Raw genomic sequence first — 15,014 nt, 5'->3', positions numbered from 1 at the left:
AAGGGTTAATTTAATTGATTAATTATTCTTTAAACTACTGTAACAAAGAGGTTAATCCTTCCCTATGACTGGCGAACATTTAACCAATCTCAGGGAAGAAAAATAACCTTTGCTATAATTTTGAGACTATACTATTGATTATATCCTTCAAGAATGGCATCTAACATAGGCTGGTCCTTTACCACATTATTAGCTCTGTCTAACATAAAACCTATCTCCCAATAGTATGGTATAATACCATTTGCTTTCGCCTGTTTGGTCACATATTTTGTCCAGTACTCTACAGACTGGTTGTGCTTATCCAGATCCATAGGAAGATAATTCGCGTTGTTAATGGCATTCCTCCTCCAAGCTGCATATTCACCTAGTATTACAGGGATACCTTTATCAACAAACTTCTCTTTCATCCTTTGGAATTCAGTATCGATCAAACTCTCTTCTTCACCGGTGGCGTTGCGCTCTGGCTCAATAATAGAATGATTCCCAGCTCCCCAGTAGTAAACCATGGTTCCCCAACTTACATCTCCATTTGTTAGTAGCGTAAATGTAGCAGGCGTGTAGTCATGCACCTCGACCATCATCTTGTTAGGAATCTCGTCTTTAGGAAGCGTATTCATCAAAGTATAAGTTTTATTAGGGTCAGTGGTAGGCCCCTGCACAACCAGCACTCGGTAACTGTTCTTGCCTCCGGTAGAGCGAACCGCCTTGATGAATGTTTCGTGATAACCATTAAGTATGGCCATCTGCTGAGCATCGTTAACCACAGGTTCATTCGTGCCGGCAAATATAAGGTGCTCATCAAAATCACGCATGGTTGTAGCAATCTGCTCCCAAATTGCCTTTAGCTTCGCATTAATGGTCTCTTGATTTGCCGCATTGACGTTATTTTCAAGCCAGCCATTATCTCCGTGAGTATTCAGTACCACATACATACCATTGTCCACACACAATTTCACAACTTCATGCACACGGTCAAGCCACAGAGGGTCAATTTTCATTTTATCTGGATCGCTTAAGTGAGTCCAAACCCAACCAGTGGGAAGTCGTACAGTATTGAAACCTAATTGTTTTACAAATTTTACATACGAGTCGGTAATTTTACTGTTCACCCACTCAGCTTCGACTGGGGATTCCATGGTATTACCAAAATTTATTCCCATATGCATTTTTGCAGCGAGTTCAACGGCATTACTACTCATTCCTGTTGCGTCGGGAGCTTTAGGCGTTAAATTGTATGAGGGATATAAATTACCAGTTTGTGTAACTTTTATAAGTCTTGCCTGCCCATTGCTTGACGTCACTGTAATCATAGCAGTACGGGTCAATCCAGAACCATTGATTCCAGATGTTAATGTTATTGTTGCTGTTCCGCTACCACCACTCGTATTGTTTATTTGCAACCAAGAGGTTGCTGGATTAGAAACGGTCCATGTGCCGTTTGTTGTAAGTGATATATCAGATGTTCCCCCATCTGGCTCAAAGGACACTTCGGTCTCAGAAACCGTTAGGGTTGGATCTTCACCCTCACCGCTACTTGAACAGGATACCGATGTTGCGATAACACATAGTAAAAGCAACATTTTGTAGAAATGTTTGGACTTCATTTTTTTTATTTAAGGTTATTAATTAATTTTTATTGATTAAAAACCTGCGGAAAATTCAATTTTCATTGAATCCCGCAGGTTACCTTCCAGCTATTAAAAAGTTTATTATGAAAGATTTATTCTTTGATTTTCACCACTCTAATGTTGTCAATAGCCGCATAAAAACCTGTTGCTGTTGATGAAGAAGCGAAATTTTTAAGGGTAGCATCATAACTACTCTCACCAGTTGGCCCTAATAATAGGTTTAAACTAGTAACTGAATCACCATCCCCTAATGTGACCTTTTTTGATTTGAATTGAGATAAAGGAATCGTTACGGTTTGCCAACCCTCTGTTTCAAAAGCAAGAGTCTTAGAAGCACTAATTTTCCATGGCTCATAACGCGCTACATAACTTTCACCTGCAAATTCAGTTTTAAAATAAAGCGTGCCACCATTCCATGGGTTAGCCACACTTATTTCAAATTGAAGCCCCCAGTTTTCAACAGGATCTGAAAGATTTGCCACAGGTATCCATGCATTTCTATTATTAATTGAAGTATTATTAGCATTACCCAATGGGGCGTATTTACTTTCCCCACCGGCTAAAATAGGCGTATTAAAATATATGTACATAGAATTATTTGTTCCCATCGAACCATTAAAATCGGCTACGGGGCCAAAAGCTAAAGAAATATCTCCCCACCAATGATAACCAAAATAATCACCCCACTCAAAATTTGCTAAAAGACCTAACCAACGGTCATTTTGAGTATTTATATCATAAACAGTAGTAGCCGTTCCATACTCACTAATAGTGGTCACTGGTCCACTAGAGTAACTCCATTTATCAGGAGCCAAAAACTCAACATAAGAACCTTCAGGATCCTCTGTAAAATCTGTAATATTAGCACCACCAAAACTAAGACTTGAAACACCATTCAAATTTTTACCATATATGCGTATCAAATCACCTTGATCAGGATTTGCATTAGATACAGCAAAAATTTCTGGAACAATTAAAACATCAAATTCATAGATACCAGATGCAAGAACAAGCTCTCCAGCCCAAGGCATTGGCGCATCAATAGCCGGAAGTATAAATCCGATGGAACTACCATTATCTACTGTTGTAAATGATGACACATCTGTACCTGCTAGGGTAAGCCTTTCTATCAAGTATAAATCGGTACCATAAATATAAATTGAATCACCTGCCATAGTAGCAGAAGACATCGAATTTCCTGTGATAGTAGCTGCCGGGGGAATTACATCAAATTTAAAAGAAGTTGTTCCGCCTTTAGTGGCATAATTTATAGTATGGAGAAGCGCAGGGTCAACATTATAAAAAGGTACTGACCATGGAACTTGTATAACAGCTGTTTCATTTGAAAACAATCCATGTTCAAAACTAGCAATACTACCATTAATAGTTATCTGTTTGGCTTCTTTCAGATTTTTTCCATGAATTACGATCCATTGACCAGGAACTATTTTATCAACAAGCGTATCGTTTGGAGAAGCTGCATAATTCCGTATCTCTGTAATAACAGGAGCACCTGAACTTGTAACATCGTCATCATTTTTATCACAAGATGTAAATAATGTAATAATTACCGTCATACTGAAAGCCAGTAAAAAAGGAATGTATTTATTTAGTATATTTTTCATGTCTTTTATTATTTAGTATTAATAGTATGGTACTGCAGGTTCAACCAATTTAGGATTAGCAATCACCTCTGATGTAGGCAACTCTAAAGAAAAAGTGGCTAAGGTAGCAGGAGAAATGACTCCAATAGGATCATTAGGATCAGCTACTTTGGTATCGCCGTCATATTCAAATGTTACTCGTTGTTGATTGCTAAGACGATCAATCGCTTTTACCGGATTAAAATAAGAAAGTCTTACCAAATCATGCCAATATTGGCCTTCACAAGCAAATTCAATCCTTCTCTCATCAAAGATAACATCCATATCAAGCTCCATTACAGGATCTACACCTGCACGCTCTCTCACCATATTAAAATATAGTAAAGCATCCGCATTAGATGTAGAGGTATTGTTGCCCAAGATAGCCTCAGCATAAACTAAATAAACATCTGCTAATCTTAGTAATTGCGTATGCAATATGGAACTAGTAAATGTCATTGCAGGCGCATTGTTATCTACTTCATTACCAATAATGTGTTTTTTCATAGTTGGATAAGTAGCAGTATAACCACCTTCAGCAGCATTTAACTCAGGGTAATGATCTCCAGTTAACATAAAATTCGCTTTACGTCTTATGGAATCCTGCTCCGTATAAGCTAAATATAAATCATAACTAACTAATGGACCACCCCAGCCACCATCTTTTTGAGGATTAATTTCCATACTTGGTGAGTAGGTCAATAACATATTACCTTCTCCCCAACCTGCACCTGTAGTCCATTGTAGTGCAAATAATGATTCTGGACTATCATTAAATTGTGTTCTAAAAAGATCATAATAACTAGGAAGCAAACCTAAACCACTGTTTTCAATCACATCTTTTGCAGTATTTTTTGCCAAATCCAAATATTCTTGATTACGTGTACCTCCAGATTGTCCCAATCCTGCTATCGTTAAATATACTTTACTTAACAGACCTTTTGCTGACCAAGTGGTTACTCTACCAGGCGCATCAGTTGAAGGAAGGTTTTCGGCAGCAAAAGTTAAATCTTCAGTAATGAATCGGTAAACATCAGCTGTTACATTTCTATTTACTAAAGGTGATGTTATTAACTTCGTATTATCTTCAATAATAGGCACCTCTCCCCATAATAAAGCCAGATGATAGTATGCCATGGCACGAATAAATTTTGCTTCCGCTATGGCAGCATTCTTATCTGCCTCAGCAATTGTTGCTGGCGCATTTTCAATAGCCTTAATGGTAGTATTACAGTGCGCAATTACAATATAAAGCCCTTTCCAACCGGAAAATAAACGGCCGTTAGTTCCATTAAGCGTAAACGTGTTAAGTTGTATTAAGTCTGCACCATGATATGGTATAACAATGTTTCCGCTCATTATATCTCCGAATGGGAGGTATGCTTCATTATGCCATTGTGCCCATGGTTTACCATAAAGTGCTGCTGTAGCTAACCTGAGTTCTTCTTTTGTCTGATAAAAATTTTCAGTGCTTATCTCTGATAGAGAAGGACGATCAAGAAAATCATTCGAGCAGCTTACCGCAAAAAGTAGGGTAAACAACACACAAATATTTTTTAAATTTATATATTTCATAATACGTTAGTTTAATTTTGTTTAGTTAAATTCCTAAGTTAAGCCCTAAAGTAATTGTTCGGGCTTGTGGATAAAACCCATTATCAATTCCTGCCCGTAAAGGATTCCATGAACCTACTTCTGGATCCAATCCCTTATATTTTGTAATAAGAAAGGCATTGGTAACATTCGCATATACACGTAAATTATCTAAATGTATCTTATTAAGTAGTTCTTTAGGGAATGTGTACCCTAGAGTGATATTCTTACATCTGATAAAAGACCCATCTTCAACAAATCTGTCAGAGAAACGTTGGTTTTGATTACTAGTGTTAGTATGCCTAAGCCCTGGAATGGTAGTGTTTGGGTTTGTAACATATACATTGTTGACATCTGAAGGAGAACCATTTGGATCTATTAAAGCAAGTACCGCATAATTTTTTAATGATTTTTGGAAACCATATTGTGTAGAAGGAATTTCTGTATTTATCCTCATTTCATTTACTACTTCATTACCCACACTGGCGCTAAAGAATATATTTAAATCTAAGCCTTTATATTTAAAAGTATTACCAAAACCTAATTGAAAATCAGGAATAGGAGAGCCTAAATAGGTTCTATCTTTTTCAGTGATAATGCCATCCCCATTTAAATCTTTAAATTTAAGGTCTCCATACCATACACCTCCAGCGTTTGGCGTAATTGGTAATGGAACACCATCATTAGTAGCAGGCAACGCATGATTCTCAAAATCGCTTGCGGTTGCAAATACGCCCCCATCAACCATATACCCATAAAAATCACCCATAGATCCACCTACTTTTGTTTCAGAAACTATCTGGTTTCCAATATTTGCAGTCAAAGAAGCCCCATCTGTATTTAATTTTAATATTTTATTTTTGTTATGGGATAATGTGAAATCTGTGCTCCAAGTAAAATCACCTTTGGTTATATTTGTTGAATTCAAATGAAGGTCAAACCCTATATTTCTAACAGACCCTATATTTATATACGGAGATCCAATTCCTGGGGTCCAATCAGTAGTTGTGCCGGAATAAGCAGGTAATGGAATTTGCATCAACAAATCATTTGTCAAACGATTATAAGCATCCACTGTAAGATTAAGTCTCCAATTAAAGAGTCTTACATCAAGTCCAACATTGCTATATTCTGTTTTTTCCCATTTAACATCAGCGTTCCCCAAATTAGCTGTAAGTTGTGCACTACCGGACAAAGCAGTAGGTACAGTTCCTAATAGTGATAAATAAGCATTGTTTCTAATATTTTGATTATTAGTTTCACCATAACCCACTCTTAATTTAAGCTCATTAATCCCTTTTATATCTTTTAAGAAACCTTCATTATTGATCTTCCAAGAAAATGCTCCAGAATAGGTAGTGACCCAACGATTATCTGGCGCAAATTTTGAAGAACCATCTGTACGAATATTAGCAGTGAACAAGTATTTATCATTGTAAATAAAATTAAGACGACCAAAATAAGATTCCAATGCATTGTCTCCTTTAGTCCCACCATTGGTTGCTGTTTGCGCATCACCACTACCTATATTAGTAACATTGTTTGAAACGAAACCATTTCTTGCTGCGTTAACATTTTCAAACTGAGACACCTGAGCCTCATGTCCTACCATTACATTAACATTGTATTTACTATTAAATACCTTAGCGTAAGTAAGGAAACTTCTAAAAGAGGTAAAATAGTCTTGACTATAGCTATAAAAGGCATTATTCGTTAATCTCTCTGCTAGCCCAAACTTATATGTAGGGTTGAATCGATCTTCAGTTCTAAATGAAAAATTACCAGACACTTCATTTCTAAAAGTTAGATCCTTTGTAAATGCTATTTCTGCGTAAAGATTAGCAAATACCTCATTTCTTTTAGGGTTATTTTTATTAATAAGTGCCATAGCATAAGGATTTACACGTTTTTGAATCCATCCTTCATTACTTTGTTCTCCAGCAAAACTACCATCAGGATTTCTTACAGGGATATCTGGTGTTTGCCATAATGCCTCTGCAATAACATTTGAACCTGTTGAATTTATATTCTCATCAACATGGGTTAACTGCAAACTAGTTCCAATTTTTAACCAATCGGTCGTTTTGTTATCCAAATTTAACCTTAAAGAAGTTCTTGTAAATTCTGACCCTATCGCTATACCTTCTTGATTAAAATAAGAACCCGACAATAAATACTGTGTTTTATCATTACCACCACTCAATGTAAGTACATGATTGCTCATTGGGGCACTTCTGAATAATTCGTCTTGCCAGTCTGTACCTTTCCCTAAGTAGTTTGCATTTGCAAATTCAGGTCTTTCATCAAAACCCCACACAGCAGCTCTATCGTTAATAAACCTGGCATATTCTTGCAAATCCATAGTAGGATACCTTTTTACTAATTGTTGAATGCCTCCACTATAGTCGTAAGTAATTCTTGGCGGTCCTTCTTTACCCCTTTTTGTGGTTATGATAATGACACCATTAGTTGCCTGTGACCCATAAATAGCTGTTGCTGATGCATCTTTTAACACATCAATAGATTCTATATCCGATGGGCTAATAGTCGCTAACGGGTTAGTACCACCACCGCTATCAAAACTTTGTCCAATAATAACACCATCGATCACATACATTGGTGAGTTATTACCAAAAGAAGACAGACCACGTATTTGAACGCTAACCCCACCTCCTGGTTGCCCAGATGTTTGTTGTACAACTACACCGGCTACTTTTCCTTGTAGTGCTTGATCAAATGTAGTGGGTTGTGTTTTACGAAGTTCATCTCCGCTAATTGAGGAAATAGCACCTGTAAGATCTTCTCTTTTAGATTTACCATAACCAATTACCACCACTTCGGTTAAAGAATTAATGTCTTCTTTTAATCGAATGTTTAATTGATTACCAGTAATTTTTACCTGTTGGGTCACAAACCCTAAATAACTTACTGTAAGTGTTTCTCCAATTTTGGCCGTAATGGAAAATGCACCATTTTCATCTGTAACGGCTCCTTGGTTGGTATCCTTCAGTAAAATGTTAACACCTAAAAGCGGTTCACCGTTTGATTCATCTGAAACGACACCAGTAATTTTTCCAGTGGAATTTTGGGCAGACGCCAAACAAAACGGAAATAGTATTGCTATAATAGCATACTTCTTGATAAGGGTTTTAGATAACTTTACGACGTATCTAATCACATGTTTTTCATTCATATTTAATTTAATTTTAGTTTGGTTATGGTTTAAAGCATACAATTGCTATGCTTTTTTAATCTTTTAGTATTGTAATTATCTAATCATTCATTGTGTTTTTCTTTAGTTACTGTTCTTTTTGTAAATGTTAATGTTTTGTTAATATTTTATATATGAAACGTGTCATTTTTTCATTCATCCTTATTGGATGAATAAACTAAGTATGTAAACTTATATTAAGTGACTTAAACCTATGTGGTCGTTTTGTATCCGAAAACAGCCTGATATGTTGCAATTGCTGTTTTTGCTTATAGAATTAAAAAAAATGTATGATAAAGACTCTATTTAAGTGTCAAATAGAATTGAGCTTAAGACAATTTAATTCCAGAATTATAAAATTTGAAAAATAAAGTGAAGATGCTATTACATATATAGAAATAACATAAGTTTATATTTACACTAAGGTTTTATTCTTGTTCCTTATGGATACGCAAATATTCAGATGGTAATACCCCAAACTCATCTCGAAAATATTTTGTAAATCTTTTTGGAGAATTGAAACCGACTTCATAGGCTATTTCTGAAATCTGTAATTGGCTTTTTTCTAGTAATTGACGCCCTCTTTTTAGCCTAATAGTACGAATGAATTCTGCTGGGCCTTTACCAGTAATAACCATTAACTTTTTATATAAGTGCCCCCGACTCAATCCAACAGCTGATCCGAGTGTTTCAACAGAAAATTCGGAATCACTCATATGATCCTCTACTACCTTGATGGCCTTTTCGATAAGTTTTTCATCTAAAGATGTGATTGTGATTTCAGATGGAGCAACATCTATTTTTTGGCTAAATATATTATGGCTTCTCTCAGTCCACTCCATGAATTTACGAATGCGAAGTCTTAACAAGTTAAAATTAAAAGGCTTAGTGATATAATCATCTGCCCCTAATTCCAATCCTTCAATTTGGTATTCTTCTGCTGTACGTGCTGTTAATAAAATAACTGGAATATGGGACCAGTGAATATTTGTTTTAACCAGTTTGCAAAGTTCGGTTCCACTCATAACCGGCATCATGACATCACTTACAATAATGGTAACATCACTTTGCTCTAGTTGAGCTATAGCTTCTTGCCCATTATTTGCAGTTATAATTGAATACTCATCACCAAGATTATCTGAAATAAATTCACAAAAATCTTTATTGTCATCTACAAATAACAATACTGGTTTGGTATATACATTAACAAGATTTTCAACATCATCAATAATATCCTCATCATGCACCTCAACAGACATTGAATCTTTAATGTCTTCTATATCCCTGATTGGTATTTTAAAAGTGAATATACATCCATGCGGCATATTATCTATTAAAGTAATAGTTCCTCCATGCAAATTCACGTATTCATTCGCGATATGTAAACCAATACCGCTTCCTGTTTTATCTTGTTTTTGGTGTGCTTGATAAAACCGTTCAAAAACATGCTCTTTATCTTCGTCACCAATGCCAGGGCCAGAATCTGACACACTAACACAAACATTATCATCTTCCTTACTAATATGGACATTGATAGTTCCTCCATCTGGTGTATATTTAAATGCATTTGACAATAAATTAATGAATGTTTTTTGAATTTTGTCTTGATCAAACTGCATGGGTAGATTTTCTACCTTTGTGGTTAGGGACAAATCTATATGACGCTCATCTGCATAAACACAAAAGGATGCATAAACATCCCTGATGAAAATAACAAAATCTCCCGATTTCAAATTTAATATATCAATTCCAACATCTAATTTTCTAAAATCCAACAAAGAGTTTATTAAAGAAAGTAATTGATTGGCATTTTTATATATGGTACTCAATTTTTTTCTCATGTTTGCCTCCATGGCATCATTGAGTAAAATTTGAAGAGGCGTAATAATCAATGTAAGTGGCGTTCGTAAATCATGACTTATATTTGTAAAAAACTTTAATTTCATTTCATTTACATGCATTTCTTTTTCACGATCCATCTTTATACGATGTTGTTCTAATTTTAATTGATGCCGCCTTTTTGATCTAAGAATAAAATAAATAATTATGCCCATGGTTGCCAATGCATACAAAACAATTGCCCAAATAGAAAAATAAAAAGGTGGAGTCACTTTTATATTTAATATGGTGGGGTTGTTGTTCCAAACACCATCGCTATTAGATGCTTTTATTAATAGTTTATACTCTCCTGGATGCAGTGTAGATAATTCTATTTTATTTTCTTGAGTTGTAATCCATTCGGTGTTGAACCCCTCTATTTGATAAGCATATCTTATTTTATCGGCATTCAACAAATCTACTGTTGTGAACTGTAAAGAAATAAGCTTATCGTTATATTTAAAGATTAAATCTGAAGTCAATTCCATGGGACGCTCGAGCAATTTATGCCCATTATAAATGGAATCTACTTGAATTTTTTGGTTGCTAACGGTTAATCCTGTAAATTTAACTTTTGCTAAAGGCTGGTTTTTCTCGTCCATTTTGTTTGGGTTAAAAATGGAATAACCATCTATATTTCCCAATAATATATCTCCATTTTTTAATTTACTAATGGAATGGGCATTAAAAAAATTATCCATAAGGCCATCTTTAACCGAATAATTTTTACTTGTAATACTAAGGTTATTATTCAAATCTCGATCAACAGTTAATATGGAGAGCCCGTTACTTGTTGTTACCCAAATATTGTTGAGATTATCTGAAACAATGCCTTTAATGGAATCATCACATAAACCTTTGGCTTTATTAAAATAATAAATCTTATCTGTTTTTTTGTCCCAAATGGTTAAACCACTATTGTGTCCTAGCCATAAAATGTCACGATTATCCTTATATACATTTGAAATCGCATCTCGTAAAAAAAGCTGATTACCTTTTATATTACCAAAATAGGTTACTCTTTTTTTGGTTGTAATGTCAATCTCTAAAAGTCCAGAGACAGTGCCAACATAAACTTTATCACCACCATCATAACACATATCCAGCACAGCCGTGTTGTCTTCAAAAGGTGACAATAATAAATTGAAATTAGATGATTCTGAAGGTAATAATTGAATTTTCCCTCCTAAAGTTCCTATCCATATATTTCCATACCTATCTTCCTCTAAGTCCCAAATATTGTTATTGGATAATTTACTGTTGTCTGTGGTATATTGTACCATTTTGCCATTTTCATAGCAATAAAGCCCTTTTTGAAATGTGCCAATCCAAATACGGTTCCTTCTATCTTCTATTATAGAAACAACAGCTACATTGGGAACTGGGAGTTTTATTACGCCATTTCCTAATTTTTTATCTTTTACAAACAATCCATTTCCATCAGTTCCCAACCAAATATTTTCAAGATGGTCTTCCATTATCACGCTAATATCTGAGCACTCTGGATGTTCGAAATTCATGATGCTTCTAAAACTTTCATGATAAAAAGAAAGTCCTTTTTTTGAGTGACCAAGCCATAACGTTTCGTTGTTATCTCGGTATATACACTTTATACTATTACTTGACAAAGAGCTACTTTCCCATGGATCACTAATAATATTTTCTATGGAACCTTTAGCTTTACTATAAACAAACACCCCTTTATGATCTGTTACAATCCAAATTTGATCTGGTCCATTTTCTATAATACTAGTTATTGAGTTGCCTTCGGTTTGTATCTCAGATTTTAATTCTATTGTTATCCACTCGCTATTGGTATGTTTTCTATAAAAAACCACATCAGCCATGTTCGAATGTAACCATAGCCCATTGTTACTATCCACATATATTTTATTGAAATACTTGTTTATAGCTTGCATAACAAAATCTGTCAATTTTATTATAGTTTGCTTACCTGAATTCACATTTAATTGCCAAAATTCCCCTAACTGACTAATAACAAATAAAGATTCCCCATTATCAGTTATGTTAACGTTACTAATGTCATTAAATGGTATTTCTAAATTGAAGGTCGATGTCGTTTTCTTTTTTATATTATAACAAAATACTTTTTCCTTATTTAATACCCATAGATTCTGTTTTTTATCAACATAAATTTTACTATTATCAACTGCTTGGATATTTAACTTTTTAAAAAAAGATTTTTTTTCTGAGATAAAATGATCTTTTTCCCTATTGTAAACCATAGAAATGAACCCGAGATCTACCCAAATATTACCCAAGCCATCTTCTTGTAATCCTATAATATCATTTGATTTTAAGGAATGGGGTGCCTTCGGATTCGCGTTGTACACCTTGAACCCATAACCATCATACCTGTTTAAACCAGATTCAGTACCCACCCAAAGGAATCCATAGCTATCTCTAAGGATGGCTTTAACACTTGCATTTGAAAGACCCTCATTTGTATTTAAATGACGAAAAATATATGAAGACTGACCTATAGTGTTTTGGAAAGTAACGATCCAAAATACTATAGTGAAATATAACAGTGCTTTATTTATCTTCATATTAGTTTGGATCATTTTTTGAAAAACCATAGTCTTTAATAAAAAAGATTGATTAATAGCTATCTAAATACCTCCTCACGTTAATGATATTATTGACAGGTATTTGTGGTACAAACACATAGGGTATATTTAAAAAATAAATTACCCTTTCATTAATTTATTACTTATCACACAAAAGGTTCAACTTTTACTATCTATTGTTACTATAATGCTATTTAATAGTTATAATAGTTTCGGTAACTATGTCTCTAGAAGATTTTCCTAATTTTAATTTATAAGTTCCGGGCTCTACCATCCATTGTTTTTTATCCACATTATAATAGGTCAATTCTTTTGTAGGCAATTGAATGGTTATTTTTTCGGAAGTTCCGTTTTTAACCAATACTTTTTTAAAGCCCTTTAATTCTTGGGCTGCTCTCTCAATTTTGGATTCCGGTTTTGAAACATACAATTGAGCGACTTCCTTTCCGTCCATTTTCCCAGTATTTTTGAGGTTGAAAGTGACTTCAATAATATCACTTTTACTGTAAACCTCTTTATCAGTTTTTAAATCTGAAAATTCAAAATTCGTATATGAAAGTCCGTAACCAAACGGATATAAAGGTTCAATGTTTTTGGTATCAAACCAACGGTAACCGACTAAAATACCCTCGGCATAGGTCACGGATTCATTCCCTGGAAAGCTATTGGTGGCGTGAGCTGGTGAATCTTCAAGTCTTTTTGGCATCGTCCAAGGTAATCTTCCTGACGGATTTACATTTCCCAAAAGTACATCGGCCAAAGCATTACCACCTTCAGAGCCATTGAACCAACTCCAAACCAAGGCTTTGGATTTTTTGCTGATATCCTCAATATCAAAGGGAGCGCCTGCAATCATAACGACAATGGTATTTGGGTTCACTGCCATTATTTTATCAATAAATGCTTTTTGTCCGAATGGTAGGGATAAATCTTTGCGGTCTGACGCTTCCGTTTCATAATCACGGTTGGAACCAGCGAAAATAATGGTGATATCCGATTTTTTAGCAGCTTCAATGGCTTCTTGTAACATGGCTTCATCCAACTCTTCAACGGTTACGGGGCCCTCTAAAGTGACTGCCGTCTTTTGATTGTTTTCATTTTTGGTGTAGCGCTCCAAATAGCCTTCCGCATAATTAATGGTAACGGATTCTGGCAATCTGTTTTTAAGGCCTTCCAAAGGTGTAATTTCCCTTTTTGTTTTTACACCAGCTCCAAATCCGCCCAAGGCATTTTTCTTCATCGCGTTGTTGCCAATCACGGCAATGGTTTTAATACCATCTAGTTTTAGAGGCAATACATTATTGTCGTTCTTTAACAATACTACGGATTCCGATGCTATTTTGTAGGCATCTTGGTAATGTTCCTCAGTGGCAATACTGCCTTCTACACGGTCTTTACCATCAATGGCTTTTACTTGAAACAATACCGTCAGAATACGTTTCACGTGCTTATTGATTTCTTCTTCTGAAATTTCTCCTGCTTTGGCGGCGGCAATCAATTTGTCGGCTAGGAAAAATTCATTGAATGGTTTTGGTGTTCCCATTTCAATATCTAGACCATTTTCCAAGGTTTTCACGGTGGAATGAACCGCAGCCCAATCGGAAACAACAACACCCTTAAAGCCCCATTCTTCCCGCAATATTTTATTCAACATATAATCGTTCTCACATAAATAATCGCCCCTAAACTTGTTATAAGCGCCCATCAAACTGTAAGCATTCGCTTCCATTACGGCAGCTTGGTATGCCGGCAGATATATTTCGCGAAGCGTACGCTCATCGATCAGGACATCTACAAAATCACGACTGGTTTCTTGATTATTGGCAGCATAATGTTTTACGCAAGCCATCACATCATTGTCCTGTAACCCGATAATAAAAGGGACAGATATTTTTTTGTTCAGGAAAGGATCTTCACTAAAGTATTCGTAGGTTCTACCACCAAGCGGGGTTCTAATGATATTAATTGCTGGCGACAGTAACATATCTTTACCTCTGGCACGGGTTTCCTCACCTACACTGTTGCCATTAAGATAAGCTAAATCGGTGTTCCAAGTGGCCGATAATCCGCCACCAGCGGGATAATAAGTCGCAAAGTCGTTGTTCCAACCGGCTGGCGACCAGTTATCCCGAGAGATTTCTTCGCGAACCCCCAAAGGGCCATCTGCCATTTTAAGTTCTGGGATCCCCAACCGTTCTACACCGCCAGTAGTAAACATACTATTGCCATGCAGCATGCCGATTTTCTCTTCAAGAGTCATTTGTGCAATTAATGAATCGATTTTGGATTCAAATTTAGAAGCATCAAATTCTTTAGGCGCGTAAGAAGCTTCTACTACTACTTCTCCCACAGTATCTTTGGTTTCTTTTTTACAAGAAATTATTAATAACAATGTAGCGGATATGATGATGGCATTTTTTTTCATAAATAATGGTTTAGTTGATTAGTTGATTGTTGGTAAAAAACCGTT

6 protein-coding genes and 1 pseudogene are annotated in these 15,014 nt (G+C 35.3%); all 7 read right to left on the bottom strand.

The genetic code is table 11. The features are described 5' to 3' along the window. Positions 1-131 precede the first annotated feature (131 nt). Entirely contained in the window at positions 132-1,136 is a 1,005-nt protein-coding gene (locus tag CDH49_RS09885) for a glycoside hydrolase family 5 protein (protein WP_239970643.1), read from the bottom strand. 171 nt (positions 1,137-1,307) lie between these two features. Then, a pseudogene (locus CDH49_RS15800) lies at positions 1,308-1,580 on the bottom strand (BACON domain-containing protein); the annotation flags it as partial. A 140-nt stretch (positions 1,581-1,720) separates the two neighbouring features. Further along, the gene (locus CDH49_RS09880; RefSeq protein ID WP_157805296.1) at positions 1,721-3,253 is read right to left on the bottom strand and encodes a glycan-binding surface protein; all 1,533 of its coding nucleotides are present in this window, start codon (positions 3,251-3,253) and stop codon (positions 1,721-1,723) included. An 18-nt stretch (positions 3,254-3,271) separates the two neighbouring features. Then, positions 3,272-4,846, bottom strand: coding sequence for a RagB/SusD family nutrient uptake outer membrane protein (locus tag CDH49_RS09875; RefSeq protein ID WP_100615351.1), 1,575 nt, complete (start codon positions 4,844-4,846; stop codon positions 3,272-3,274). 25 nt (positions 4,847-4,871) lie between these two features. Next, entirely contained in the window at positions 4,872-8,057 is a 3,186-nt protein-coding gene (locus CDH49_RS09870) for a SusC/RagA family TonB-linked outer membrane protein (protein ID WP_100615350.1), read from the bottom strand. Between the two features lie 446 nt (positions 8,058-8,503). Beyond that, positions 8,504-12,523 carry a hybrid sensor histidine kinase/response regulator gene (locus CDH49_RS09865; RefSeq protein WP_100615444.1) on the bottom strand — a complete coding sequence of 1,340 codons (4,020 nt, stop codon included), beginning with the start codon at positions 12,521-12,523 and terminating at the stop codon, positions 8,504-8,506. Between the two features lie 211 nt (positions 12,524-12,734). After that, a complete protein-coding gene (locus CDH49_RS09860) occupies positions 12,735-14,969 on the bottom strand; it encodes a glycoside hydrolase family 3 C-terminal domain-containing protein (protein WP_100615349.1) in 2,235 nt (744 codons plus the stop codon). Positions 14,970-15,014: the final 45 nt, after the last annotated feature.

The sequence above is a fragment of the Confluentibacter citreus genome (genome assembly GCF_002807055.1).
GTDB classification, from domain to species: domain Bacteria; phylum Bacteroidota; class Bacteroidia; order Flavobacteriales; family Flavobacteriaceae; genus Confluentibacter; species Confluentibacter citreus.
Note: the sequence above shows the minus strand (reverse complement) of the source record. Positions and strands in the feature narration are given on the sequence as shown.